23 protein-coding genes, 2 tRNA genes and 2 pseudogenes are annotated in these 25392 nt (G+C 44.3%); 23 read left to right on the top strand and 4 right to left on the bottom strand.

Annotation, left to right across the window (positions count from 1 at the left end):
* Positions 1-8: 8 nt before the first annotated feature.
* The 8 genes from GKS34_RS15720 (at position 9) to rplT (ending at position 8914) form a co-directional block, all read left to right on the top strand.
* Positions 9-512 (top strand): DNA topoisomerase IV, encoded by a 504-nt coding sequence (locus GKS34_RS15720; RefSeq protein WP_163385938.1) that lies wholly within the window; start codon positions 9-11, stop codon positions 510-512.
* Between the two features lie 13 nt (positions 513-525).
* Positions 526-2418 carry a DNA topoisomerase IV subunit B gene (locus GKS34_RS15715; RefSeq protein WP_163385937.1) on the top strand — a complete coding sequence of 631 codons (1893 nt, stop codon included), beginning with the start codon at positions 526-528 and terminating at the stop codon, positions 2416-2418.
* Positions 2419-2490: 72 nt separating this feature from the next.
* Complete coding sequence (locus GKS34_RS15710) at positions 2491-5103, top strand: DNA gyrase/topoisomerase IV subunit A (protein ID WP_163385936.1); 2613 nt, start codon at positions 2491-2493, stop codon at positions 5101-5103.
* A 63-nt stretch (positions 5104-5166) separates the two neighbouring features.
* On the top strand, positions 5167-5346 hold the full coding sequence (locus tag GKS34_RS15705) for a Txe/YoeB family addiction module toxin (RefSeq protein WP_163385935.1): 180 nt from the start codon (positions 5167-5169) through the stop codon (positions 5344-5346).
* Positions 5347-5655: 309 nt separating this feature from the next.
* Positions 5656-7611 (top strand): threonine--tRNA ligase, encoded by a 1956-nt coding sequence (gene thrS / locus GKS34_RS15700; RefSeq protein ID WP_163385934.1) that lies wholly within the window; start codon positions 5656-5658, stop codon positions 7609-7611.
* An 85-nt stretch (positions 7612-7696) separates the two neighbouring features.
* A complete protein-coding gene (gene infC, locus GKS34_RS15695) occupies positions 7697-8248 on the top strand; it encodes a translation initiation factor IF-3 (protein WP_162343536.1) in 552 nt (183 codons plus the stop codon).
* Between the two features lie 23 nt (positions 8249-8271).
* Positions 8272-8466, top strand: a complete 195-nt coding sequence (rpmI, locus tag GKS34_RS15690) for a 50S ribosomal protein L35 (RefSeq protein WP_162343537.1) — start codon at positions 8272-8274, stop codon at positions 8464-8466.
* 103 nt (positions 8467-8569) lie between these two features.
* Positions 8570-8914, top strand: coding sequence for a 50S ribosomal protein L20 (gene rplT, locus GKS34_RS15685; protein ID WP_163385933.1), 345 nt, complete (start codon positions 8570-8572; stop codon positions 8912-8914).
* Between the two features lie 305 nt (positions 8915-9219).
* Here rplT and GKS34_RS15680 read toward each other — a convergent pair.
* Positions 9220-9293: transfer RNA gene (locus GKS34_RS15680), tRNA-Met, on the bottom strand.
* Positions 9294-9384: 91 nt separating this feature from the next.
* On the opposite strand from GKS34_RS15680, the gene GKS34_RS15675 reads away from it, so the two are divergent.
* The 8 genes from GKS34_RS15675 to bshB1 all read left to right on the top strand — a co-directional run bounded on the left by GKS34_RS15675 (position 9385) and on the right by bshB1 (position 18141).
* Positions 9385-9786 (top strand): START-like domain-containing protein, encoded by a 402-nt coding sequence (locus tag GKS34_RS15675; RefSeq protein ID WP_163385932.1) that lies wholly within the window; start codon positions 9385-9387, stop codon positions 9784-9786.
* Between the two features lie 78 nt (positions 9787-9864).
* The gene (locus tag GKS34_RS15670) at positions 9865-11718 is read left to right on the top strand and encodes an LptF/LptG family permease (protein ID WP_163385931.1); all 1854 of its coding nucleotides are present in this window, start codon (positions 9865-9867) and stop codon (positions 11716-11718) included.
* 61 nt (positions 11719-11779) lie between these two features.
* A complete protein-coding gene (gene rpsO, locus GKS34_RS15665) occupies positions 11780-12055 on the top strand; it encodes a 30S ribosomal protein S15 (RefSeq protein ID WP_163385930.1) in 276 nt (91 codons plus the stop codon).
* Between the two features lie 102 nt (positions 12056-12157).
* Positions 12158-14293: a polyribonucleotide nucleotidyltransferase gene (gene pnp, locus GKS34_RS15660; RefSeq protein WP_163385929.1), complete on the top strand. Its 2136-nt coding sequence runs from the start codon at positions 12158-12160 to the stop codon at positions 14291-14293.
* A gap of 99 nt (positions 14294-14392) precedes the next feature.
* Positions 14393-15256: a sigma-70 family RNA polymerase sigma factor gene (locus tag GKS34_RS15655; RefSeq protein ID WP_010853621.1), complete on the top strand. Its 864-nt coding sequence runs from the start codon at positions 14393-14395 to the stop codon at positions 15254-15256.
* Between the two features lie 156 nt (positions 15257-15412).
* A complete protein-coding gene (trxB, locus tag GKS34_RS15650; RefSeq protein WP_163385928.1) occupies positions 15413-16354 on the top strand; it encodes a thioredoxin-disulfide reductase in 942 nt (313 codons plus the stop codon).
* A 12-nt stretch (positions 16355-16366) separates the two neighbouring features.
* Positions 16367-17398 (top strand): M23 family metallopeptidase, encoded by a 1032-nt coding sequence (locus GKS34_RS15645; protein WP_163385927.1) that lies wholly within the window; start codon positions 16367-16369, stop codon positions 17396-17398.
* 26 nt (positions 17399-17424) lie between these two features.
* The gene (gene bshB1, locus GKS34_RS15640) at positions 17425-18141 is read left to right on the top strand and encodes a bacillithiol biosynthesis deacetylase BshB1 (RefSeq protein ID WP_163385926.1); all 717 of its coding nucleotides are present in this window, start codon (positions 17425-17427) and stop codon (positions 18139-18141) included.
* Between the two features lie 315 nt (positions 18142-18456).
* Here bshB1 and pdxH read toward each other — a convergent pair whose 3' ends face one another.
* Positions 18457-19095: a pyridoxamine 5'-phosphate oxidase gene (pdxH, locus tag GKS34_RS15635; protein ID WP_163385925.1), complete on the bottom strand. Its 639-nt coding sequence runs from the start codon at positions 19093-19095 to the stop codon at positions 18457-18459.
* Between the two features lie 96 nt (positions 19096-19191).
* Between pdxH and GKS34_RS15630 the strand changes: the two genes are divergently transcribed.
* From GKS34_RS15630 to GKS34_RS23475, 6 genes are all read left to right on the top strand, one after another.
* Entirely contained in the window at positions 19192-19761 is a 570-nt protein-coding gene (locus GKS34_RS15630) for a YqgE/AlgH family protein (RefSeq protein WP_163385924.1), read from the top strand.
* Positions 19762-20200: 439 nt separating this feature from the next.
* Positions 20201-22009 (top strand): DUF349 domain-containing protein, encoded by a 1809-nt coding sequence (locus tag GKS34_RS15625; protein WP_163386111.1) that lies wholly within the window; start codon positions 20201-20203, stop codon positions 22007-22009.
* Positions 22010-22156: 147 nt separating this feature from the next.
* A tRNA-Thr gene (locus tag GKS34_RS15620) sits at positions 22157-22229 on the top strand.
* Positions 22230-22605: 376 nt separating this feature from the next.
* Positions 22606-22836: a hypothetical protein gene (locus tag GKS34_RS15615; protein WP_163385923.1), complete on the top strand. Its 231-nt coding sequence runs from the start codon at positions 22606-22608 to the stop codon at positions 22834-22836.
* 539 nt (positions 22837-23375) lie between these two features.
* Positions 23376-23744: an alpha/beta hydrolase-fold protein gene (locus tag GKS34_RS23480; protein ID WP_240459326.1), complete on the top strand. Its 369-nt coding sequence runs from the start codon at positions 23376-23378 to the stop codon at positions 23742-23744.
* 90 nt (positions 23745-23834) lie between these two features.
* Positions 23835-24419, top strand: coding sequence for an alpha/beta hydrolase (locus tag GKS34_RS23475; RefSeq protein ID WP_240459325.1), 585 nt, complete (start codon positions 23835-23837; stop codon positions 24417-24419).
* 135 nt (positions 24420-24554) lie between these two features.
* Here GKS34_RS23475 and GKS34_RS23815 read toward each other — a convergent pair.
* A pseudogene (locus tag GKS34_RS23815) lies at positions 24555-24980 on the bottom strand (transposase); the annotation flags it as partial.
* A 38-nt stretch (positions 24981-25018) separates the two neighbouring features.
* Between GKS34_RS23815 and GKS34_RS15600 the strand changes: the two are divergent.
* Positions 25019-25279 (top strand): GIY-YIG nuclease family protein, encoded by a 261-nt coding sequence (locus GKS34_RS15600; RefSeq protein ID WP_163385922.1) that lies wholly within the window; start codon positions 25019-25021, stop codon positions 25277-25279.
* 13 nt (positions 25280-25292) lie between these two features.
* Here the strand turns inward: GKS34_RS15600 and GKS34_RS15595 are convergent.
* Positions 25293-25392: pseudogene (locus GKS34_RS15595) on the bottom strand (transposase); the annotation flags it as partial.

The raw sequence follows: 25392 nt of genomic DNA, 5'->3' as shown, positions 1-25392 counted from the left end.
AAAAAACCATGTACACCCGTTTTGCCAAAGTCTTTTATTTTCTTTCCATTGGACTGTTTTTGTTTCTGCTTCTTTACGCTTATGCCGGGCTTCCCGAATTTGCAACGTATGCGTCAAGTGAGTCAGGGATGCCGAAGAAGCAGGTTAGCAAGGAAGTTTTCTTCTATAGTGCCATTGCGCTGTTTTTGGTATATAATGTCTTATTGATTGTTCCGGCAAAGCTGATGGAAATGAAGTTAAACGCCTCCTTAAATCGCCTATTTCCGGTGGGAGATGTTTATCGGGACAAGATGCTGGCATGGATGTATTCGTTTATCGCTGTGCTCAATCTTGCCACGGCCGTATTGGTTTTTTACATATACAGCATCAGTAACCAAAATGGAATCGGCAGTTCAGAATATAATTTCTTTTTTTACCTGGCTCCTGTTCTAATGCTGGTATGGGTGTTGGGTCTTTTTTACCTGATTTCCGGGAAAATTAAACAGGTAAAATCAGGTACTATTTTAAATTGAACCAGTAAAATTTATGGCAGCAAACGCAAACTATACAGAAGACAGCATTAAATCCCTTGACTGGAAGGAACATATCCGGCTGCGACCTGGCATGTACATCGGGAAGTTGGGAGATGGCAGTGCCCAGGATGATGGTATCTATGTCATGGTCAAGGAAATCCTGGATAATAGCATTGACGAGCACATGATGGGGCATGGGCGTACCATCGAGGTGAAAATCAGCGAGCACAAAGTGGAAATCAGGGATTATGGTCGCGGTATTCCCCTGGGGAAAGTGATCGACTGTGTATCCAAGATCAATACCGGAGGAAAATACGATTCGGGTGCTTTTCAAAAATCCGTAGGCCTGAACGGGGTTGGTACCAAAGCCGTAAATGCCCTATCAGAAAACTTTATGGTACAATCTTTCCGGGAAGGAGAGTGCAAGGTGGCCCGGTTTCAAATGGGAGAACTGAAAGAAGACAGTAAAATCGAAAAAACCTCGGAGCGAAACGGAACCAAAATCGTTTTTTCTCCTGATGCAACGATTTTTAAGAACTACCATTTCATCCCGGAATACCTGGAAAATCAGATCTGGAACTATGCCTTTCTAAACTCGGGACTGACCATTAATTTTAATGGGGTAAAGTTTTACTCCCAAAATGGCTTGCTTGACCTACTGGATAGAAAAGTGGATGACGACAGCCGCAGGTACCCCATAATCCATCTGAAAGGGAACGATATAGAAATAGCCATCACCCATTCCAATCAATACGGAGAGGAATATTATTCTTTTGTCAACGGGCAGTTTACAACACAGGGGGGAACCCACCTGGCAGCCTTCCGGGAATCCATTGTGAAATCGGTACGAGATTTTTTCAAGAAGGATTACGATGCTTCCGATATTCGCCAAAGCGTGGTGGCAGCCATCGCCGTAAGGGTGCAGGAGCCGGTCTTTGAGTCGCAGACCAAGACCAAGTTGGGTTCCCATAGCGTAGGGCCTGATGGTCCCACACTTCGGACCTTTGTCAATGATTTTGTGAAGGTGGAGCTGGATAATTACCTGCACCAAAACCCAGACACAGCCAATGCCTTGCTAAAGCGCATCCTTCAGTCGGAAAGGGAGAGAAAGGAGATTTCCGGCATCAAAAAGCTGGCTAATGAACGGGCCAAAAAGGCCAACCTACATAATAAGAAGCTCAGAGACTGCCGGGTACATTACGATGACCCGAAAGCAGACGCGGAGTTGAAAGACGGTACCATGCTCTTTCTTACTGAGGGTGATTCCGCTTCCGGGTCCATTACAAAATCCAGGAACGTGCAAACGCAGGCCGTTTTCTCTTTGCGAGGGAAGCCGTTGAATTGCTATTCTATGACCAAGAAGGTGGTATACGAAAACGAAGAGTTCAACTTGTTGCAGCATGCCTTGAACATAGAAGATGGAATCGAAGGCTTGCGGTACCGAAAAATCGTTATCGCTACGGATGCGGACGTGGATGGCATGCATATCCGGCTATTGATCATGACCTATTTTCTACAATTTTTTCCCGATCTGGTGAAAAACGGGCATTTGTACATACTAGATACCCCCTTGTTTCGGGTAAGAAATAAGAAGGAGACTATTTACTGCTATACCGATGAAGAGCGGCAACGAGCGATCCATAAGCTGGGAAAAGCGGCCGAAATTACCCGATTTAAGGGGTTAGGTGAAATTTCCCCTGAAGAATTCGGCACCTTTATCGGTGAAGATATCCGGTTGGAACCCATCATTCTCAACAAAGAAACCAAAATTGCGGACCTATTGAGTTTTTACATGGGAAAAAACACCCCCAACAGACAGACTTTTATCATCGATAACCTGAAGATTGAAAAGGATATTGTTTTTGACGATGCGACAGCCAATCCGATAGAGGAAGAAGTAGCCTGAGGTTTGGACATTGGCATGTCCCCAAACGGAACGATAGTCGGTCTACCGATATCAAAAAAACGGAATTAATTAATGAGTGACGATAAAAATACAAACGAACTTCCGGAGGATGGTCTGCATGACTCCATTCCTGTCACCGGAATGTATAAAGACTGGTTTTTAGATTACGCTTCCTATGTAATTTTGGAACGTGCCGTACCTGCCATCGAGGACGGATTAAAGCCAGTGCAGCGCAGGATCCTCCATGCCATGAAGGAAATGGACGATGGCCGATTCAATAAGGTGGCTAATATCATCGGTCAATCGATGCAGTATCACCCACACGGGGATGCTTCCATTGGGGATGCCATCGTCAACCTGGGGCAGAAGGATTTACTGATCGAGACCCAGGGCAACTGGGGAGATGTGCGGACGGGCGATGGGGCAGCGGCTGCGCGATACATCGAGGCGCGGTTGTCCAAGTTTGCGCTGGATGTGGTATTCAATCCACAAACCACCGAATGGCAACTATCGTACGATGGTAGGAAAAAAGAGCCGGTCACGTTGCCGGTTAAATTCCCCTTGCTGTTGGCTCAGGGAGTGGAGGGTATTGCTGTGGGTCTGAGTACCAAGATTCTCCCCCACAATTTCTGCGAGCTAATCGAAGGCTCCATTCAAATCCTGAAGGGAAAAAAAGCCTACCTGTTGCCCGATTTCAATACTGGGGGACTGGCAGATTTTTCCGAATACAACGAGGGTCTGCGGGGAGGACGTATCAAAGTCCGGGCAAAAATAGAAGAGGAGGATAACAAAACGCTCCTTATAAAGGACATCCCTTACGGAACCACTACCAATTCGGTGATTGAATCCATTATCAAAGCCAATGATAAAGGCAAGATCAAGATAAAAAAAGTGGTGGATAATACCGCCAAAGACGTGGAAATTCAGGTGCAATTGGCTCCGGGGCAGTCACCCAACATGACCATTGATGCCTTATATGCCTTTACTGATTGCGAGGTAAGTATTTCTCCCAATGCCTGCGTGATTATCGAAGAGAAGCCGGTTTTCCTGACGGTAAATCAGATTCTCGAATACAATACGCGGCAGACCAAAACCCTGCTGAACCGGGAACTGGAAATCCGAAAAGGGGAGTTGATGGAGAAGTTGCTTTTTTCTTCTCTTGAAAAAATATTTATTGAAAACAGGATCTACCGGGACATTGAGGAATGCGAAACCTGGGAGGCCGTTATCGAAACCATCGACAAGGGCCTGGATCCTTTCAAGCCGGAGTTTTACAGGGAGATTACCCGGGATGATATCATCCGCCTGACCGAAATCAAGATCAAGCGCATTTCCAAATTCGACACCTTCAAGGCGGATGAGTTAATGCGAAAGCTTCAGGAGGAGCTGGAAGAAGTCAATCACCACCTGGAAAACCTGACCGAATACGCCATTCAGTATTACAAAAACCTGCTGAGCAAATATGGTAAAGGAAGGGAAAGGAAGACCGAAATCCGAACCTTTGACACCATTTCTGCCAATGTGGTGGCGGCAAACAATGCCAAGTTGTACATCAACCGGGCTGATGGATTTATCGGGTACGGGCTGAAAAAGGACGAGTTCATCTGCGATTGTTCAGACCTGGACGATATCATTGTATTCCGTAAAGACGGAGTCTGCGTGGTCACGAAAATCCAGGATAAGGTATTTGTCGGCAAGGATATTATCCATGCGGCCGTTTACCGAAAAGGAGACGAGCGCATGGTCTACAACCTGGTGTATCTGGAAGGGGCTTCGGGCAGGACGATGATCAAGCGGTTTCAGGTGCTGAGTGTAACCCGTGACCGGGAGTACGTACTCACCAAAGGCACCAAAGGCTCGCGGATCCTGTATTTTACAGCCAACGCCAATGGCGAAGCTGAAATCATCACCGTTTACCTAACCGCAGGCAGCAAGGCAAGGGTCAAGGTTTTTGATTTTGATTTCAAGGATATTGAGATCAAAGGCCGGGGAGCTCAGGGTAATATCCTGACCAAATACCCCGTGCGTAAAATACAGTTGAAAATGGAGGGTGTTTCCACCCTGGGAGGGCTGGATATTTATTACGACCCTTCAGTTGGCCGGCTCAATACCGACGAGCGGGGTAAATGGGTAGGAAACTTCCTGGGAGATGATAAGATTCTCGCCTTTTACAAAGATGGCAGTTACGAGCTGACCAACTTTGAGCTGACCAACCGCTACGATCAGGAAAACCTGATGCACATAGAAAAATTCGATCCGGAAAAAGTGGTCTCCGCCATCTATTTTGATGGAGCCAGTAAAAACCATTATGTCAAACGGTTTTTGGTGGAAACGTCCACGCTGAATAAAAAATTCAACTTCATCTCCGACCATAAGAATTCCCGTCTGACCGTGGTAACCACCGAGAAACAGCCACAGGTGAAGGTAAAACTTCAAAAAGGCAAAGATGTGGATGAAAACGTGTACGATATGGACATGCTTATTGATGTGAAGGGGTGGCGAGCCGTTGGGAACCGTCTGAGTAACCACACGGTAAAAGCCGTGGAACTTGTCGCCTCACCGGATAAGAAAACGAGCGGCAAGGGCGAAGATAACCTTTCGGTAGGCTCCACCGTGAATTTTGATGGAAAGAAAAAGGAAGATGGGGACGATGAGGATGAGGAGGATCAACTGGGCTTGTTTTAAGTAGCTTTTTCTCGCAGCGGCCGCCAAGGGTTCACGGCGGTCGCGGCGGGCTTTTTCAAAGTTTTGATTTACGATCTTTCCGAGAAAATAAACTTGAAGAACACATCAATAGGTAAACCCGAGCCACTGAAATACAACTATTCCGGTTTTTGGTTCAGGAGCATAAATGGCGAACATCGACTGATCTATCAGGTGAAAGCGGATGAGATTTTGATAGCAAAATGCAGGTTTCATTACGATTAGGAAAAGGGAGATTTTGGGTAATTTTATTCGTTAGTAATTTTGTTTTTCCAGCCGCAAAATCGGCTTGATGCTCTTCTGACACACTTTTCACCAGGTCAGCCGCCCGACGCAGCCCCAGACGGCAAGCATTTATTATTACTCAATTAATCAATAACAAAGACCAGCTTCGATCAGCCAATCCATCCCCATTATTCCAATCCCCGGCGATAAGGGCTGATTCCTCTTTTATTTACCCTTCCGAATGTGCATATTTGCAGTCCTTTAAAAAACACCTGTTTGTAAAGGTGTAAACAAACTGAAAGCGCAAGCATGTCACAATCCGAAAATGAAATTAACGTAACATTTCCCGACCAGTCGGTCCGGGTTTTTGAAAAAGGGGTCACTGGCCTGGATATCGCCATGAGCATTAGCGAGGGGCTGGCCCGAAACGTCCTGGCAGCAAAGGTAGACGGCGAAATATGGGATGCCACACGCCCAATAAACAAGGACGTAAGCATAGCCCTGCTCACCTGGAATGACAAAGAAGGAAAATCCACTTTTTGGCACTCGTCCGCTCACTTGCTGGCCGAGGCACTGGAAGCGCTTTATCCAGGGATCAAATTTGGAATCGGACCACCGATAGAGCAGGGATTCTATTATGATGTGGACTTTGGGGACAAAACCCTGGAAGGGGCTGAGCTTGAAAAAATTGAAGCCAAAATGGTGGAATTGGCGCGCCAGAAAAACGAGTACATCCGAAGAGAAATTTCTAAAAGTGATGCCGTTAGTTACTACGAAAACAAGGGCGACGAATACAAGCTGGACTTGCTGGAAAGACTGGAGGATGGCACCATCACTTTTTACAAGCAGGGCGGCTTTACCGATCTCTGCCGGGGGCCGCATATCCCGCATACGGGATTTGTAAAAGCTGTTAAGTTACTCAATATCGCCGGTGCCTACTGGCGGGGAGACGAGCATAACAAAATGCTGACCCGTATCTACGGTATTACTTTTCCCAAAGCTAAGGAGCTGAAGGAATACCTGGAAATGCTGGAAGAAGCTAAAAAAAGAGATCACCGCAAGCTGGGCAAGGAGTTGGAGTTGTTTACCTTTTCGGAAAAGGTAGGTATGGGGCTGCCTTTGTGGCTGCCCAAAGGAACCCTACTTCGAGAGCGTTTGGTCAGCTTTTTGAAAAAGGAGCAGGACCATTCGGGCTATCAGCAGGTGATTACCCCGCACATCGGGCATAAGGCCTTGTACGAAACTTCCGGGCATTACGAAAAATACGGTAAGGATTCCTTTCAGCCCATTACCACACCCCACGAGGGAGAGGAGTTTTTGCTTAAGCCCATGAATTGTCCCCATCATTGCGAAATCTATAAAAGCAAGCCCCGGTCCTATAAGGATTTGCCGGTACGGTATGCCGAATTTGGAACCGTATATCGCTACGAACAAAGTGGGGAATTGCATGGATTGACCCGGGTTCGTGGATTTACCCAGGACGATGCGCATATCTTTTGCCGGCAGGACCAGGTGAAGGAAGAATTCATCAAAGTCATTGACCTGGTGTTGTACGTGTTCAAGGCGCTTGGTTTTGAGGACTATACGGCACAAATATCTCTTCGGGATCCTGAAAAGATGGAGAAATACATCGGGGAAGAGGCTGCCTGGAACAAAGCAGAGGCTGCCATCATCGAAGCGGCCGGGGAGAAAGGGCTGAAGACCGTCACCGAACTGGGAGAAGCGGCCTTTTATGGACCAAAGCTGGACTTTATGGTCCGGGATGCTTTGGGAAGAAGTTGGCAACTGGGTACCATACAGGTAGATTATCAATTGCCAGAGCGATTTGAGTTGGAGTACACCGGGTCTGACAATCAAAAACACCGGCCGGTAATGATTCACCGGGCACCTTTTGGCTCCCTGGAACGTTTCGTGGCCGTACTGATTGAGCATTGCGCGGGAAATTTCCCCTTGTGGCTGGCACCAGAGCAACTGGTCATCCTTCCTATTTCTGAAAAATTTGCCGACTACGCCGAAAAGGTAAGGTTGTTGCTGGCTGATAGTGGGATTACCGGGGACATCGACCACCGGGATGAGAAGATAGGGCGCAAGATACGGGATGCCGAGGTGAAAAAGATCCCATTTATGGTGATTGTCGGTGAAAAGGAACAAGAAGAAAACAAACTTTCCCTACGCAAACACGGTGAGGGAGACAAAGGTAGTTTTGAATTGCAGGCCTTTGTGGAATACTTTCAGGGAATCATCAAGGAATCATTAAATAAATAACAGTATTATAATTTGCTGATTTTTAATATTTAAAAAATTATTAGATATTTGCAGATTGAAACTTTAAACAACAACCATAACTATTTTGAGAGGAAAAAGAACGTATACCCCGAGACAAGAGGAACCATATAAAGTAAATGCAAAAATCAGGGCCAGAGAAGTCAGGGTTGTGGGAGATTTTGTAGAAGGAGGTAATGCCGTCATGGAGACGAGCAAAGCCATCGCTCTCGCCCAGGATAATGGTCTTGATCTCGTGGAAATTTCTCCTTCCGCTGCACCACCAGTTTGCAAGGTGATTGATTATGCAAAGTTCAAGTACGAACAGAAGAAAAAGCAGAAAGAAATCAAGTCTAATGCAGCAAAAACAGTAGTTAAGGAAATACGATTTGGTCCCAACACGGATGATCATGATTTTAACTTTAAACTAAATCATGCCATTAATTTTCTGAAAGATGGTGCCAAAGTCAAAGCCTACGTTCATTTTGTGGGTCGTACCATTGTGTTTAAAGAAAGGGGAGAAATGCTGCTGTTAAAATTTGCCCAGGCCCTGGAGGACTACGGGCAGGTAGAACAGCTTCCCAAAATGGAGGGTAAAAGGATGAATATCTTTGTTTCTCCTAAAGCGAGTAAGAAATAATATTAACTAACAGATAGAGGGTAATGCCAAAAGTAAAAACAAAGTCAAGTGCCAAGAAAAGGTTCAAGCTTTCTGCTACCGGAAAGATCCGAAGAAAGCATGCATTCAAAAGCCACATTCTGACCAAAAAGTCCACTAAAAGGAAGCGAAATCTTACTAAGATGGGGACTGTTCATGAAACGGACGAGGGAAGAGTAAAAGCAATGCTACGAATCTAATCGATTCCATTAATTCAGGTTATTTAATTCACACCAGATCTTTGGTTTAAAAAGTCTTTAAAGCAACAGCAGCGAGCACCAAAGGTCAAAAACGAAAACAATTATGCCAAGATCGGTAAATGCAGTGGCTTCAAGGGCCAGAAGAAAAAAAGTATTAAAGGCGACCAAAGGGTACTTCGGAAGAGGAAAGAACGTATGGACAGTAGCCAAAAATAAATACGAAAAAGGCCTTCAATACGCCTACAGGGATAGGAAGGTTAAGAAAAGAGAATTCCGCGCATTGTGGATTCAGCGTATCAATGCAGGTGTCCGTCAGTACGGCATCAGCTATTCCCAGTTTATGGGCATGCTGAAAAAATCCAGCATAGACTTAAATAGAAAAGTATTGGCAGATTTAGCCATGAACCATCCGGATGCATTCAAAGCCGTGGTGGATAAAGTAAAATAAATAGGATGATACCTCATAAAAAACCCTCTTCGGAGGGTTTTTTTATGTCCGCAGTTTGATAAGAAGGTTTACTTTTTTGAAAATTTCATTATATTACTTTTCCTAAAGCATTACGGGCATCCGAAACAGGATTAAGAAAGCGCGTCGGAATTCCAGGTACTTGTTCAAAAGTGAAACAAGTAGGTAGCCTAAAGGATGAAATTGAAATAGGGAAAATTTTGTAATTGGGAGAATCGGATGCGAATCTGCCCGCTTAGTGCGATCCGGTGGGATAAAAAAAGGTCTCTTTTATGAGACCTGATGTGTAGCGAGGAGGGGAGTTGAACCCCTGACCTCAGGGTTATGAATCCTGCGCTCTAACCATCTGAGCTACCTCGCCGAATTGGGAATGCAAATATGTGAGGATAATCCTTGAATTGCAAGTTGAAAACCTAAAAAAATCACTTTTTATAACCAGAAACAGAATGGCCATGCAGAAAATTAAATTTGTTTCAGACTATCAGATAAATACTTCCAAAAAGATCATTTATCCTTATTTAAGCACGGCGAGCGGCCTGGCACAATGGTTTGCAGACGATGTGGTCATTAACGAAGATAAGATCTATAACTTTATTTACGATGGGGAAAATCACTACGCCCGACCAGTCATCATGCGTACCAACCATCACGTCAAATTTGAATTTTTTGACCCTTCGGAAGAGGAGGAAGAGGCCAGCGATCATCCTTTTATTGAGTTCAAATTGGATGAAAATGAACTCACTCAAACCTTTTACCTTCGGGTTATCGAGTACGGAGATGCCTATGACGAACAGGAACAGAGATCGATTTGGGAAGGGTTGATCAACAGTCTCAAGGAAATTATCGGAGGATAAGGACTCAAATATTCCTTTTTTTGACATAATATGTTCAATTTTGTTTCGTCTTTAAAGAAGGAAGGCTAAAGGCGTTTCATGAAAAAATTAGATAAACTGATCCTTGGGTCTTTTATAGGGCCCTTTTTGCTCACCTTTATCGTTGTGGATTTTATACTGCTGACGGTAAACATGCTCAAGTATTTTGATGAAATATTTGGGAAGGACCTGCCATTTTTGGTCTACATGGAGTTGATTGGCTATTTTGTGGTTAGCATTTCTCCCATGGCCCTTCCCCTGGCCGTCTTACTCTCCTCTCTGATGACCTTTGGTAACCTGGGGGAACATTTTGAACTTACCGCTATTAAGAGTGCCGGCATTTCGCTGCTTAGAGCCATGCTTCCCATAGGGGTATTTGTGGTCTTTCTTTCTGTATTTGCCTACCTGTCCAATAATTACCTGGTTCCCAAGGTAAATCTTAAAACCTTTGGCCTCCTGTACGATATCCGGATGAAGTCACCCGCCCTGGACATTAAAGAGGGCGTGTTTTACAATGGCATTCCCAATTACAGTATAAAAGTAAACCGGAAGCTGGATGAAGTAAGGCTGGAGGATGTGTTGATTTACGATCATACGCGGGGACAAGGCAACCTGCACGTCATCACCGCAGATTCGGGACGTATGGAGCCATTTTTTAACGAACGCTACATGATGCTTACCCTGCATCATGGCCATAGTTATCAGGAAGGGCAAAGCCAAAGAGGAAACAAGGACAAGCCGGTGTCCTTTAGCAGAACCAGCTTTGATATGAACGAAATGGTTTTCAGCCTCGATGCTTTTGATATGAAAAGGACTCCTGAAAATCTGTGGTCCAATAGCAAGTCTATAAAGAATATCAGTGAAATCAGAGTGGACCTGGATTCCATGGACAGGGAATTAAATCATTGGTATTTCTTCAATTTCGCCAATACGGAAGCCTCCTACAATTATTTCGGAAGAACCAGAGAATTGACACCCCCCAAAGAAATTCTGGACAAAAAAAACGAATCCGACTCCCTCCGAAATTTAAAATACAAGGACGAATACGAAAATGCCGAAAATGGCATTGCACTTAACAATGATCCGGATAGCACCGGAACCCTACAGCCGGCAGGAGATCAAAATAACGAAAACGACAGCTCCCTTGTAAGTACGGATTCCACAGAAGACATGTCCGAAGACAGTTTACAAGTGGATCCTGGTCCGGCCTCTAAGGAAAATAACTCCTCCCTTGCCCGCACTGGGGAGGAGGATTCCAGCAGCGTTGACTCCTATGGTGGCAATCGTTCGCAGGCAGCCCAACCGGATTTGCGCAAGATTAACCGAAATGCTGGTAGCAGTAACAGTGTAGCCAAAACTCCCGAACCCGTCATGACGCTGACTGCCGAGCAGCAAGAAAGGCTTGACTCGATAAGAAGCACCCCCCGATATCAGAGTTCCCAGGCGACTGTGGGCTTGACGGCTGCCAGGAATATCAAAAATAATTTCACGACCAACAAGGCAAGAATAGAGGAAGTAGCGCGAAACTACCGGGTTTTTAAAGTAGCCTGGTATCAGAAATATACCCAATCGCTGGCCTGTTTTGTATTGTTTATGATCGGCGCTCCACTGGGAGCCATTATTAAGAAAGGAGGGTTGGGTATGCCTGTGTTGTTGTCCATCATTTTTTTCATTATGTATTACATGCTGACCATCACGGGAGAAAAGTGGGCGAAGGAAGGGATGTCAGACATCTTTTTCGGAACGTTTTTCTCCAATTTGATGCTGATCCCATTTGGATTGTTCTTTCTTCGCCAGGCGCGGAAAGATGCCCGCCTGTTCGAGCCTGATTTTTATCAGGGTATAGCGGATAAAATCAAGAAGGTATTCGTCCGGATGCTGCCTCAAAAAAAGTTGAAAGAAGAAGTTTTATAAATTGGAATAAAACCGCTACCTTTGTCTTTGTTTTAAAAATTAACATCATATTTGACTAAGCATGTATTTAGCGAAAGAAGAAAAAGTAGAACTATTCAAAAATCATGGTCGGTTGAAGTCAGAAGCGGATACAGGGTCCCCTGAATCTCAAATTGCCCTGTTTACTTACAGGATTACGCATCTGACGGAACACTTAAAGACCAACAAAAAAGATCACTCTTCAAGAAAAGGTCTTTTGAAGCTGGTGGGTAAGAGAAGGCGATTGCTGAATTACCTGATAAAGATCGACATCGAAAGATACAGGGCTGTAATTGCAGACCTCGGTATCCGTAAATAACAACACGTGGGGTTCCTTATATCAAGGAACCTTACTTTTTTGCTACCTCCTAGTATTAAGCCTTACTTTTACAACTATACACGTTTACAGATTCAAAAGTTTATGTTACCAAATTTAATTTCAAAAACCATCACATTGGAAGATGGCAGGGAAATCATCCTTGAGACAGGTGCCCTGGCCAAGCAGGCCGATGGTGCCGTGGTGGTTCGTATGGGTAAAGCCATATTATTGGCCACTGTAGTTACCAAAAAAGAAGCCGGAGAGGGAGTAGATTTTCTACCCATGTCCGTAGATTATCAGGAAAAATTTGCCGCATCCGGAAAAATACCCGGTGGGTTTTTAAAGAGAGAAGGCAGGTTATCCGATTACGAAATTCTGATAAGCAGAATGGTAGACAGGGCTATACGGCCCATCTTTCCGGATGATTACCATGCCGACACTAATATAACAATCACGCTTATGTCCTCCGATGAGGACATTCTACCAGATTGTCTGGCAGGACTGGCAGCCTCTGCGGCCCTTGCCGTTTCCGATATCCCATTCAATGGCCCTATCTCTGAAGTACGGGTGGCTAAAATTGACGGTAAACTCACCATCAATCCCAAGCCTTCTGATTTGGAAAAGGCCAGCATGGAATTGATTGTGGCAGGCTCAGAAGAGTTTATCCTTATGGTAGAAGGAGAAGGCGATGAAATTTCAGAAGATGAAATGGTAGAAGCCCTTCAATTTGCCCATGAAGAGTTGAAAAGGCATTGTCAGGTACAGAAAGAATTGACCAAACTGGTTGGGAAAGAGCAAAAGAGGGAGTACAGCCACGAGGAAAATGACGAAGCCCTTTTAGAAAAAATGAACGCTGACCTCTATGACAAATTGTATGAGGTAGTCAGTCGGCAAATTCCCAATAAGCAGGAACGATCTGATCTGACCAAAGCCATCAAAGAAAGCTTTGTAGAGAGTCTGGGAGAAGAACACGAGTTTAACGAATCCCTGATAGGGAAATATTTTGGCAAAATTCACAAAGAGGCAGCCAGAAACTTCACCTTGACCGAAAAGAAACGCCTGGATGGAAGAAATCCAGACGAGATCCGTCCCATCTGGTCGGTGGTGGATTACCTGCCTTCCGCACACGGATCGGCCATCTTTACCAGGGGAGAAACCCAATCCATCACCACCTGTACCCTGGGTACTAAGTTGGATGAGCAAATGGTAGATGGAGCCGTTCATTCCGGCTTCAATAAATTTTACCTGCATTACAATTTCCCTGGATTTTCTACGGGAGAAGTAAAAATCAACCGGGGTCCGGGTAGGAGAGAAGTAGGTCATGGTAATTTGGCCATGAGAGCTTTGAAAAAAGTATTGCCTGCAGATGCAGACAACCCTTACACCATCCGGATCGTATCGGATATTCTGGAGTCCAACGGTTCCTCCTCCATGGCTACGGTATGTGCTGGCTCATTAGCCCTGATGGATGCAGGTATTTCTATAAAATCAGCCGTAACGGGTATTGCGATGGGAATGATATCGGATCCGAAAACCGGTAATTATACCATCCTGTCGGATATCCTGGGAGACGAAGATCACCTGGGAGATATGGACTTCAAGGTAACCGGTACTGCCAAAGGTATCACGGCTTGTCAAATGGACCTGAAAGTAGAAGGACTGGACTACAATGTGCTGAAAGAAGCCTTGTATCAGGCCCGAAAAGGCAGACTTCATATACTGGAAGAAATTACCAAAACCCTGGCTGCGCCACGAGGGGAATTCAAACCCCATGCCCCGAGGTCTTACAACATGCAGATTCCTAAAGAGCTTATCGGAGCTGTAATCGGCCCTGGAGGAAAAGTGATTCAGGAAATCCAGAAAGACACTGGCGCGACCATTATTATCGAGGAAGTAGATAATATGGGTAAGATCAACGTTTTCTCAAACAATCAGGATTCCATGGATGGAGCCATTGCCCGAATCAAAGCCATCGTGGCGCAACCCGAAATCGGCGAAGTCTATACCGGCAAAGTTAAAAACATCATGCCCTTCGGTGCATTCGTAGAATTTATGCCCGGAAAAGACGGCTTGTTGCATATCTCTGAGATAAAATGGGAGCGACTGGAGTCTATGGATGGCGTTTTGGAGTCTGGTGAGGAAATTTCAGTAAAGCTGATAGACGTCGACAAAAAAACAGGTAAATACAAGTTATCCAGAAAAGCTTTGCTACCAAAGCCTGAAAAAAAAGATAAATAAGCTGAAAGTTTCCTGAAAATTTAGAACAATTACTGAAAATTGAACTTATTTTCGGGAAACTTCTGTTATGTGTGCATTAAAAATAATAGATAAAATTGAATGAGGCAGCTTAAAATCAGTAAACAGATTACCAACCGGGAGAGTCAGTCTCTTGACAAATACCTTCAAGAGATAGGTAAGGTAGATCTATTGACAGCAGATGAAGAAGTGGTTTTGGCCAAAAGAATCCGGGAAGGTGACCAACTGGCTCTGGAAAAATTGACCAAAGCTAATCTCCGATTTGTTGTTTCTGTTGCCAAACAATATCAAAACCAAGGCTTGTCTTTGGGAGACTTGATCAACGAAGGTAACCTTGGCTTGATCAAAGCTGCTCAACGATTTGACGAAACCAGAGGATTTAAATTCATTTCCTATGCGGTTTGGTGGATTCGCCAGTCTATCCTGCAGGCACTTGCCGAACAGTCCCGTATCGTAAGGTTGCCCTTAAACAGGGTAGGGTCGCTGAACAAAATCAGTAAGACCTTTTCGGAACTGGAGCAGAAATTTGAAAGAGAGCCTTCACCGGAAGAACTAGCTGAAGTATTAGAGGTCACAGCAGGAGAAGTGGTCGATACCATGAAAATTTCCGGAAGGCATGTGTCCATGGATGCGCCCTTCGTGCAAGGCGAGGAAAACAGCCTGCTCGACGTCCTCGAAAATGACGGTGAGACCAAACCCGATGACGGTTTGATGAACGATTCCCTCCGTAAGGAAGTGCAGCGAGCCCTTTCTACGCTTACGCAACGAGAAGCAGATGTGATTACCCTTTATTTCGGATTAAACGGGGAACACGCCATGACCCTGGAGGAAATTGGAGAAAAATTCAACCTTACCCGTGAGCGGGTACGGCAGATCAAGGAAAAGGCGATTCGCAGGTTGAGGCATACTAGCAGGAGCAAGACATTGAAACCCTACCTGGGATAAGGTGCTTGAGAGAATGATATAATTTAAAAGGGCTCATTGCCCTTTTTTTGTATATAAGAGAAATTTTATAGGGAATTTTAAACTTTTTTATTTTTATATTTTGTTATTAATCCAATATATTTCGGAATTGGCTAAAATTCGGTAACCCAATAAACAATGAATCAGGAAATTGAACGTATAAAAGTGTTAATCGTTGGTTCAGGACCAGCAGGATATACAGCGGCTATTTATGCATCCAGGGCGGGATTAAACCCCGTGATGTATACAGGTGTCCAACCCGGAGGACAGCTTACCATCACCAACGACGTGGAGAATTACCCCGGCTATCCGGATGGAGTAATGGGGCCGCAAATGATGGAAGATTTTAAAAAACAAGCCGAACGATTTGGTACGCAGGTAAGGTATGGCGTAGTCACTCAGGTTGATTTGAGTGAACGACCATTTAAGGTTACCGTGGATGAAAGTAAGTCCCTGATGGCCGATACGATCATTATTTCTACTGGTGCTGCGGCCAAATGGCTGGGGATAGAAAGTGAAACGAGATTAAATGGAAAAGGAGTTTCTGCCTGTGCGGTTTGTGATGGATTTTTCTTTAGAGGAAAAGAGGTAGCCATCGTCGGCGGGGGAGATACGGCCTGTGAAGAAGCCAGCTACCTGGCCAACATATGCAAAAAAGTATACATGTTGGTTCGAAGAGATGAGCTGCGTGCCTCCCAGATCATGCAGAATCGGGTAATGAAAAATGACAAAATTGAAATTTTGTGGAACCACGAGACCGAGGAAATCCTCGGAGAAGAGGAAGTAAACGGTGTTCGGATAAAAAATAATCAAACAGGTGAAGAAAAAGTGCTGGATGTAGAAGCCTTTTTTGTGGCCATTGGTCATGAGCCCAATACTTCTGTGTTTGCCGGAATGGTGGACATGGATGCCAATGGATACATCCAAACGGTACCGGGCAGCACCCATACCAATATACCCGGAGTTTTTGCCTCTGGCGATGCGCAGGATCATGTGTACCGGCAAGCCGTCACTGCTGCGGGTACGGGCTGTATGGCCGCACTGGATGCTGAACGGTTTCTGGCAGCACAGGAGGAATAAGCCGGATAGCAAATGAAGCAATCCGAGCAATGGATCCTGCTGTTAGTATTGTACCTTTTTGCCAATGTTGATGGTTTCGCCCAGGAAAAAGCACCTTCTGAAAAGGAGAGTGGATTGGTAGAAAAAAGACTCCGATTACCGGGAAAATTCCAGATGTTTGATGCAGATGGTTACCGGGAGGATCTGGTAAAAGCTACCGATGCGCTGATTTTCCAGGAAAACCTGGATCTCAGAAAGCGACTTTCGCTGGTAAATGAAGACACCACGTCCCTGATATGGGCTCCTACAAATATATTAGTAGAAGTGGCAGAAAAGGTACTTATTGATAGCATTTGGATAACTGCCCATGAATATTATGGTTTGTGGGATAGTGAGAAAATCAATAGCTATGATTTTGATCCCAGGGACTTTAACGATACGTTATCGGTCATTCTTTTTGATCCTGATTTCGGCTCCAATTGGAGTGCACCAGTGACCAACACCAAGATTAACTCTGATTTTGGAAAAAGAAGGTATCGCTGGCATCATGGAACGGATCTGAAATTAAATGTGGGTGATCCCGTTAAAGCAGCCTTTGATGGAATTGTACGGATCCGCTCGTATGAACGATACGGATATGGTCATTACGTGGTGATTCGCCACCGAAATGGATTGGAGACCTTATATGGTCACCTATCCAAAGTGAGTGTAGAAATAGGCCAGGAGATCAGGGCAGGTGAAATAGTGGGACTTGGGGGAAATACCGGGCGAAGTACCGGTCCGCACCTGCATTTTGAGGTACGGTATAAAGGGCTTTCGATCAACCCTACCGAATTATTTGATTTCGATATTGGTAGGATAAAATCTCCCGTTTATACCCTGACTTCGAAGAGTTTTGATCATGAAATCATGCTTCGTGAGGCCATTTATCACCGCATTCGGTCCGGTGAAAACTTATCGGTGATCGCCCGAAGATACGGTGTACGAATGAGCCAGATCACCCGGCTCAACGGCATCAGCACCCGTTCCATTTTGCACATCGGGCAGCGATTACAAATACAATAAAGAATGATTTTACTAAACGGATAGCTATGAAACTCGATATTTTGGCCATTGCGGCACACCCCGACGATGCAGAACTTTCCTGCAGCGGCACCCTCGCCTCACATGTGACCAAAGGTTATAAAGTAGGTATACTGGACCTTACCCGTGGGGAAATGGGCACCCGGGGCACGCCTGAACTTCGCATTAAAGAAGCCGGTAAAGCAGCCGAAATGTTGAACGTAAGTGTACGGGAGAACCTGGGTTTTCAGGATGTTTTTTTTGAGGACAATAAAGAGCACCAGGTGGCCATCGCACGGGTACTGCGAACCTATCGTCCGGAAATCGTGCTGGCCAACGCTGTAAGTGACCGGCATCCGGATCATGGAAAGGGCGGAAGCCTGGCATCCCATGCCTGTTTTGTCAGCGGACTGAGAAAGCTGGAAACCGAAAAAGACGGGAAACAGCAAGAAGCCTGGCGGCCAAAATTTATTTACCATTACATTCAAAACAACTACATCGAACCGGATTTGGTGGTGGATATTTCTTCCCATTGGGAGACCAAGATTAACAGTATCCTGGCTTTCCAGTCCCAGTTTTATGATCCGGATTCTAAGGAACCTGAAAGTTTCATCTCCCGGCCGGACTTTTTAGATTTTATCGAAGCAAGAAGCCGGGAAATGGGCCATAAAATCAATGTAAAATACGGAGAAGGATTTACAGTGGAACGGGTAACAGGCGTAAGCGATCTTTTTGATTTATTGTAAATTGGGTTTGCCGCTGCGATGCTACCGAATCCGCTGCCGATAGCGAATACGATCCCCATGTGGCGAACGTTACTGGGCACCACAGATTTCACAGATAAACCCAGATTACAGAATCTGGGAGAATTTTTCTACACCCTTATATTGCGGTGAAAACGGGATTGAGGTATTTGTAATGCTGGATTAACTTGAAAACCCAAAGGACAAAGAGCGACTGGGGAAGAAACCTTTGCGATCTTTTTGCCTCCGTCAAGTCCTCTATGACTAAAAAAAAACGAAGGCGAAAAACATCGTCACCTTCGAAAACCAGTGCGCCCTTTAAGGCGCTAGCCTTTCCATTTTCCAACGACTGTCGCTAGAGGGAAGCGTATACAGGATCCGGTCGTGAAGACGAGCCGGCCGGCCTTGCCAGAATTCCATGGATTCCGGTTCCAACCGAAAGCCACCCCAGTGTTCGGGTCTTTTCAGGGGCTCTTTTTGAAATTTGCTTACCACTTCCACTAATTTCTTTTCCAGAAACTCCCTATCCGGAATTACCTGGCTTTGTGGACTGACCCAGGCTCCAATCTGGCTTTCCTGAGGCCTGCTCAGATAGTACTCGTCCGATTCAGCTGCGCTAATCCTGGCCACTCTACCGGAAACGCGTACCTGTCTCTCCAATTCCGGCCAAAAAAAGGTAAGCGAAGCATAGGGCTGATGGGAGAGTTGCTGACTTTTTTTACTGCCATAATTGGTGAAAAAAACAAACCCCTTATCTACTCCTTTGAGTAAAACAATTCTTCCCGCCGGCCTCATCTCCGCATCTACGGTGCACAAATGCATGGCGGTAGGTTCGTTTACCTGAGCGGAAAGTGCTTCTGATAACCATAACTCGAATTGTGCTAGTGGGCTGGTAAACATCCCTTTTATATCTAAAGTTTTAGAGGAATATTCCTTTCTTATGTCAGCTAGTTTCATTTTTCTATTTTAAACCACAAATCCAATTTAGAATTACAAATATATTGTAATTAAGAATTTTTACTTTATATTAAAGCCTCGTATTCAATATTTTTAATGACGCCACTACCTAACATATCGCCTCAATCCGGAAGCTTGCTGATTTCAGAGCCTTTTCTGCAGGATGAAAATTTTGTCCGGTCGGTAGTCTTGCTATGTGAAAACAACGAGATGGGTTCTTTTGGGTTGGTATTAAATAAACTTTCCATTTTTAAATTGGATGAATTGCTGGATGGTTGTGATCTTCAGGACAAGGAAGTGTATGTAGGTGGGCCTGTGGAGCAGAACACCCTTCACTTTATTTATCAGGGAGAGCAGGCTTTAGAAGATAGCATTTCACTTGGAAACGGATTGTGGTGGGGAGGAGACTTTGCGGAACTGATGGAAAAATACCGGCAGGGGAAGATCAATAGTGCAGATTTCCGGTTTTTCATTGGATATTCCGGATGGGATCAGGGGCAGTTGGATGAAGAAGTGACGGGAAATACCTGGATCGTATGCGATAATACCCATGCGCGGAATATTTTTAAGGCAGAACCAGATGATCTTTGGCGGGTAATATTGAAAGAGATGGGAGGTGATTTCCAGGTTTTGGCAAATTATCCGATAGACCCAAGACTTAATTAGCCCAAAATTGCTACTTTTGTTTAGCATGGTTTGAAATACGCAGGAATACAAGACGATTATGGATAAGGATAAAGAAATTTCCGGTAAAACGGATAAGGTTACTGAAGATTTGGCAAATAGCCAAAAATCAGGTTTGGATGCAACAGAAGCGGGGAATCAGGAGAACGTGGAGCAGGAAGGAGAAGAGCCGAACGCGAGGGATGAGGAATCCGCGGAAAATCAGGCAAAGGAAGAGAAATCAGAGGAGCTGAAGGCCCATGATGGGGAGACCGATGAAAATCAGGAAGAACAGCAGAAGGCAGGTGAGTCCAATGTCCAGGGTGTGAAATCCGATCAATCTCAGGAAGAACAGAAGAAAGGGGAGGAGTTGACCGCACGGGATGGTGAATCCAATGAAGTTCAGGAAGGGCCTCAGAAGGATGAGTTGAAGGCTCAGAATATGGAATCCGATCAACCCCAGGAAGAAAAGGAGAAAGCGGAGGAGCTGAAGGCCCAGGACTCGGAAGCCGATGAAAACCAGGAGGAGGAGCACGAAGAAGAAGTGCATTTTAATAACTTCACCAAACCCCAGTTGTTAAAGGCCTTGAAAGATTTCGCACAGGAACAAGATTTTATAAAGCGGGATGGTCTGGTTCAGGAAATAAAAAATCATTACGAAGAATATTATTCCAAGGAAAAGGAGGAGGCGCTTCAGCAGTTTATAAAAGAAGGAGGCGAAGAAGGAGGGTTTGACTTTCGGGGCTCGGACGCTGATAGGGAGTTTTTTGCTACCTACCAGCAATTTAAGGATAGGAAGCACCAGCAACTAAAGGATTTTGAGCGGTCTAAGGAGAAAAATGCCCAGGAGAAAAATGGAATCCTGGACAGATTGCGGAATTTGGTGGATGGGGAGGAGACCACCAACAGCATAGAGACCATCAAAAAGATCCAGGAAGAATGGAAGAAAATCGGGCCTGTACCGCACAACCAGAATAAAAACCTATGGGCATCCTACAATGCCCTGATGGATCGGTTTTACGATAACCGGAGTATTTACTTTGAACTTAAAGAATTAGACCGGAAGAAGAACCTGGAAAGCAAGCTGGAGCTTTGTGATAAGGCGGAGGCTTTGCTTGAATTGGAAGATATTAAAGAAGCCATCCGTGTGCTGAACGACCTGCACGAGGAATTCAAACACATAGGACCTGTACCGAGAGAGGAACAGGAAGCCCTGTGGGCTCGATTTAAAGGTGCTTCAGATGCGGTTTACAACAAAAGGAAAGCTTACTACGACAGTCAAAAAGAAGTATTTAAAGCCAATCAGGATTTAAAAGAAAAGCTGATCGAAAAGCTATCCGCTTTTAAAGAATTTAAAGCAGAAAAAATAAGGGATTGGAACTCCAAGACCAAGGAAATTCTAGCCATTCAAAAGGAATGGGAAGCCATAGGACCCGTGCCTAGGGAATCCGGAAGAGAGATTAATAAAACGTTTTGGGGATTATTTAAGCAATTTTTCCATCATAAAAATCAGTTCTTCAAGGAGCTGGATGAGATTCGAAATGAAAACAAAGAAAAAGCGGAAGGATTGATTGCCGATGCGGAATCTCATAAGGAAAGCACCGATTGGAAGGAAACTTCCAATCATCTGATCCAATTACAAAAGGAATGGAAAGAACTGGGCCCCCTTCCTGAGAAATTCCGGGATGACCTGTATACCCGATTTAAAAAGTCCTGCGATACCTTCTTTAATAATCGCAGGGATGCCAATAAGGAAACGAATAAGGCTTTTGAAGAGAATCTGGCCGCAAAAGAGGAAGTTTGTACCCGCATTTTGACTGCCGCCAACGAGCCGGATGAAGTCAGTACTGATGGATTGGAATCTTTGATCCTGGAGTTCAACCAAATTGGTTTTGTTCCCAGAAAGAGCATGAAGGACATTTCAGCCAAATTCAATGAGGCCGTAAATGTCTATATGAGCAAGCTGGATCTGGATGGGGAAAACAAGGATGATTTTCTGTTTCGTCTCAATCTGAACAAACTGCAGTCCGACCCCAATAGCACCCGGGTGCTCAATAAAAAGGAGCATGGTATCCGCAAGCAAATTTCCGATTTGGAAAACAACATTACCCTCTGGCGCAACAACCTGGAGTTTTTTGCCGCATCCAAAACGGCGGATAAATTAAAAGACCAGTTTGAAGAGAAAATAGATAAAGCCGAACAGGAAGTGGATAAGTTAAAGAAAAAACTGTCCATCATTCGGGAATTTTAAACTTCTCAGATTGAGTGACCTAGTAATTTTTGGGTAAAATTTCTGGCTTAAATTTTGATTTACCAAGCGTATAAAATTATATTTGCACTCGCATTCGGGGATAAATGATCCTTTCATCTTTTAATAAAGATAAAAATGCTTCCCGAAGCCTCCTTAGCTCAGCTGGTAGAGCAACTGACTTGTAATCAGTAGGTCGTTGGTTCGATCCCGACAGGAGGCTCTTAATTATCAGGCACTTACAGGTATTATACTTGTGGTGCCTTTTTTATTTGCACACCATTTGCACAAAAATGGGTTCTTAGCGGGCGATTTACCGCCTTGGATGAGAGGAATAGCATCCCTAAGGAGTATCCAGCCAACAGCTTCCATCAAAAGGGTTTTATAAGGCTTCTCGTGCTCAGGATTCCCGATTATTGGATAAGCATGGTATCTGAGGGGCAGGCGCCGAAGGTGGACTGTTGAAAGCAGCGGAGGGGTTGTTTCTCGTAATTGGGAACAGGTGGCAAAGGGAACGCGTATGACAAGGCAATTCGAGGCTTTTTAGAAGTACTGTATCAACAAATCCATACGCGTAACCTGTAGGTAAATAAGTGACCATGGAGACCGATTGGTTTTATGTCCATAAACTCGCCTTAGATCCAGTACAGGAAATGCGGGTAACCTACCTATGGGAAGCCCTGGATCAGCAGAAAGCCGAGATGGAACTGGCCTGGGAAGTGGGCAGGGCTTTGTCCCGTATCATCTGGAGGACGAAGATACACATAAACAACTCCTGGCCAGGAGACATTATCTACTGTTCAAAAACAAGAGCAAATAGACTCCCTTGAAAATAGAAAGGGGTGCGTTGCTTTTCCGTTATTACCCTTCAGTAAAGCAGGCTCATTTTACGAAGTACAAATCGGATCCTATTTTTTAAACGAAAATCATCGCAAATACGCTGGTATCGCCCGTCCTATAGGAAGAACTGCGTATGAGTTACAAAGCGTAAGGTTCTATTTTTGGCTATCTGAAGCGTAGGACGGCGGCCAATAGGCGACTCCGGACAGTACTTCAGAAAAGCCGTAAAAGCAAGCCGGATCAATTCCTGGGCAAAAGATAAATACCTTACCTCTTAGTTTTGTTAAGCGCTTGCTTCAATCTGCTAGCAATTTGCGGATGATTATATCAGGTACATAGCTGGTCAATACACCACCGCTAAGATTTACAGCCATATCCTGGCGGTTTCCAACAAAAAGGAGGTGTCTCCGCTTGATTCCTTATCCGAAATCCTTAAATTGTTTAATAATATTCTGAGTACATATACACGCAACTCCCCTTTCAAGACATAGCTTTTTACAGATGTTGTAGCACATTGAAACACAATAAAATGAAAAAAGTTATCATTGCACTAATTGCTATCTTTCTCAATGTAAATGTAGCCGTAGCTCAATATCCGAGCGGAAAAGTGGTTGTTGACCATCTTTATTCTGAACTTCTGGAAAATCCGGGTGGAGAAAATCCAACCCGCAGAGTGACCATTTACCTCCCCCCTGTATATGAAGAAAGTGAGCAGATGTATCCAGTACTATACTATTTACATGGTTTTACATGGAGTGACAGCCTGATGATTGTCCGGAATCACTTTGACCAATTATTGGATAAAGCGATTGCTACCAATAAAATAAGACCCATGATGTGGTTATGCCAGATCAACACACTTTGTATAGAGGAAGCTGGTATACTAATTCAACTCTAACTGGGAAATGGGCTGACTTTACAGGAAAGGACCTAGTCGCATTTAATAGACAAAAATTATCGAACCATTCCTAATAGAGATAGCCTAGGAGTGGCAGGTCATTCAATGGGTGGGCAAGGAGCTATTACACCTGAAGTATTTTCAACAGTTTATGCTCTGTCTCCTGCCACATTGGGGGTTATCACAGAAGAATTTGGAATTCGGGGAAACGCATACAGACGAATAAATGAAATTTCTTCCCGAGAACAATTAATTACCGGCCGGGATGAATTTGAACCCAATGCCATTGTGGCAATGGGGAGGGCATATACTCCAAATCTAGATAAACCTCCATATTATACGAATTTTCCTTACGAATACGAAAATGACAGCTTGATTATAAATTATGAAGTATTAAATGTACGGAAACAAAAATCAGTTATCGGAATGGTCGACTATCACATCGAAAATCTTAAAAAAATAAAGGCTTTAAAACTTGATTGGGGAAGGAATGAAGATACTGAACATATTCCTACAACTTGCTTACGGTTCAGTAAAAAGCTTGAAAACCTAGGTATCAATCATTATGCTGAAGAATATATTGGTGATCATAGCAATAAGCTATGGACTGATGATGGCAGGGCTTTGAATGACATGTTTCCTTTCTTCAATACGTATTTAAAATTTAACGAATGAAACGTGCTACAATAGCTAAGCATTCTGACGGCTGGAACAGCCTAGTCTGAATGCAGTGTTGAACGAACGGGTGCTGGGAATTAGAGGTACTATGGGGAATGGTTTTCCCCTTTTGTTTTTATAGTGCTGGGAGATTTAAAAAGTAGCTGTTTTTAAGTTGGTCGTTGGTACCAGGTGCTTTTTGTTTTGTTTGCTGATTTTGTTGAACCAGTTTGATGGTGGCCCCCTTTGGTCGAAACATGCCACTGTATGCAGTTCTCCGGTCTTGCAAAAAGGGCACCTTCTGAGCAGGGAAGCTGGTGTTATCCCTACTTCTATTATAACCTGACCGATCTGACTGTCGATATTGACTTTGTGGGTAGCCTTGAAGGCACTGGCCAGGATGCCATAATGCCTGATTCGGGTAAAGCCTTTGGGTAGGATATGAAGCGTGAACCTTCTTAGGAATTCATCATCTTTTAGTGTGTAGGTTTCCTTTTTGCCTTGTTTCCGGTAATTCTTTACCGTAAAATCTACCTTGTTATTTTGGAATTTTTTGATTCGTTGGTTGCTGATGGCAATTTACCCCGTAGGATTTTATTAAATTTCATTAAAAAACTATGGACAAATATTTTTATGTGTATGTTCTTTTCAGTAAATATGATGGGCAGTTTTATACTGGATATACAGCTGATTTAAATGCAAGGCTTGATCAACATAACCAAGGTAAAGTCCCATCAACGAATAAAAGAAGACCTTTGGATTTAATCTATTGGGAGGGTTGTTTACATCAACAGGATGCGACCAGAAGGGAAAAGTATTTAAAGTCAGGTAATGGGAAAAAATATTTAAAAAAACAGACTTTCCAATTACTTCCATAATCCAACGGGGTGAATGAGAGTACCTTCCCAGGTATTCGATGACCTGTTTGGGGCCAAAGAATGGTTTTTTGCAATAGATGACCCATTTCTTAGAGAATAATAGTTTTGCAGTT

It is taken from the genome of Cyclobacterium jeungdonense, assembly GCF_010994275.1.
Lineage (GTDB): Bacteria > Bacteroidota > Bacteroidia > Cytophagales > Cyclobacteriaceae > Cyclobacterium > Cyclobacterium jeungdonense.
Note: the sequence above shows the minus strand (reverse complement) of the source record. Positions and strands in the feature narration are given on the sequence as shown.

Bases quoted from the DNA above. Each gene is read 5' to 3' on its own strand.
- GKS34_RS15720 (WP_163385938.1), top strand. From the start codon at position 9: ATGTACACCCGTTTTGCCAAAGTCTTTTATTTTCTTTCCATTGGACTG.
- GKS34_RS15715 (WP_163385937.1), top strand. From the start codon at position 526: ATGGCAGCAAACGCAAACTATACAGAAGACAGCATTAAATCCCTTGAC.
- GKS34_RS15710 (WP_163385936.1), top strand. From the start codon at position 2,491: ATGAGTGACGATAAAAATACAAACGAACTTCCGGAGGATGGTCTGCAT.
- thrS (WP_163385934.1), top strand. From the start codon at position 5,656: ATGTCACAATCCGAAAATGAAATTAACGTAACATTTCCCGACCAGTCG.
- rpmI (WP_162343537.1), top strand. From the start codon at position 8,272: ATGCCAAAAGTAAAAACAAAGTCAAGTGCCAAGAAAAGGTTCAAGCTT.
- rplT (WP_163385933.1), top strand. From the start codon at position 8,570: ATGCCAAGATCGGTAAATGCAGTGGCTTCAAGGGCCAGAAGAAAAAAA.
- GKS34_RS15675 (WP_163385932.1), top strand. From the start codon at position 9,385: ATGCAGAAAATTAAATTTGTTTCAGACTATCAGATAAATACTTCCAAA.
- GKS34_RS15670 (WP_163385931.1), top strand. From the start codon at position 9,865: ATGAAAAAATTAGATAAACTGATCCTTGGGTCTTTTATAGGGCCCTTT.
- rpsO (WP_163385930.1), top strand. From the start codon at position 11,780: ATGTATTTAGCGAAAGAAGAAAAAGTAGAACTATTCAAAAATCATGGT.
- pnp (WP_163385929.1), top strand. From the start codon at position 12,158: ATGTTACCAAATTTAATTTCAAAAACCATCACATTGGAAGATGGCAGG.
- GKS34_RS15655 (WP_010853621.1), top strand. From the start codon at position 14,393: ATGAGGCAGCTTAAAATCAGTAAACAGATTACCAACCGGGAGAGTCAG.
- trxB (WP_163385928.1), top strand. From the start codon at position 15,413: ATGAATCAGGAAATTGAACGTATAAAAGTGTTAATCGTTGGTTCAGGA.
- GKS34_RS15645 (WP_163385927.1), top strand. From the start codon at position 16,367: ATGAAGCAATCCGAGCAATGGATCCTGCTGTTAGTATTGTACCTTTTT.
- bshB1 (WP_163385926.1), top strand. From the start codon at position 17,425: ATGAAACTCGATATTTTGGCCATTGCGGCACACCCCGACGATGCAGAA.
- pdxH (WP_163385925.1), bottom strand. From the start codon at position 19,095: ATGAAACTAGCTGACATAAGAAAGGAATATTCCTCTAAAACTTTAGAT.
- GKS34_RS15630 (WP_163385924.1), top strand. From the start codon at position 19,192: ATGACGCCACTACCTAACATATCGCCTCAATCCGGAAGCTTGCTGATT.
- GKS34_RS15625 (WP_163386111.1), top strand. From the start codon at position 20,201: ATGGAATCCGATCAACCCCAGGAAGAAAAGGAGAAAGCGGAGGAGCTG.
- GKS34_RS15615 (WP_163385923.1), top strand. From the start codon at position 22,606: ATGGAGACCGATTGGTTTTATGTCCATAAACTCGCCTTAGATCCAGTA.
- GKS34_RS23480 (WP_240459326.1), top strand. From the start codon at position 23,376: ATGAAAAAAGTTATCATTGCACTAATTGCTATCTTTCTCAATGTAAAT.
- GKS34_RS15600 (WP_163385922.1), top strand. From the start codon at position 25,019: ATGGACAAATATTTTTATGTGTATGTTCTTTTCAGTAAATATGATGGG.